The organism is Streptomyces hilarionis, from assembly GCF_024539675.1.
Taxonomy (GTDB): Bacteria; Actinomycetota; Actinomycetes; order Streptomycetales; family Streptomycetaceae; genus Streptomyces; species Streptomyces hilarionis.
In genome coordinates, this window is the sequence record NZ_JAHHIT010000692.1 from 1 (window position 1) to 281 (window position 281).

Annotated in this window: 1 protein-coding gene; it reads left to right on the forward strand. The window is 63.7% G+C overall.

What is annotated here, in order from left to right; genetic code table 11:
• Nucleotides 1-30 precede the first annotated feature (30 nt).
• The coding region (locus KMS84_RS40035; protein ID WP_256921574.1) for a hypothetical protein at nt 31-281 on the forward strand (251 nt) is incomplete at its 3' end.

Below are 281 nucleotides of genomic sequence, written 5' to 3' on the forward strand. Positions count from 1 at the left end.
GCCGGGATGGTGCTGTTGGCCGTGGTGCTAATGACCACTGCCGCCGGCGTGACCTGGCAGGTGCAGGACTGGCGCATGGGCAAGAAGCTCTCCGAGCTGGCGAGCCTGCATCGGGATGAGCTGGCCAGGATCAGCACTGCCGCCGCGGCCCAGGCTCGCGCCGAGCAGGACAAGCGCTTAGCCACCCAACATCAGCTCGTCATCCAAGACCAGCAACACACTCGGGAACTATACGATGCTCTACGCAACCAGGCTCTTTTGCGCGATCGCCTTGCCACTTC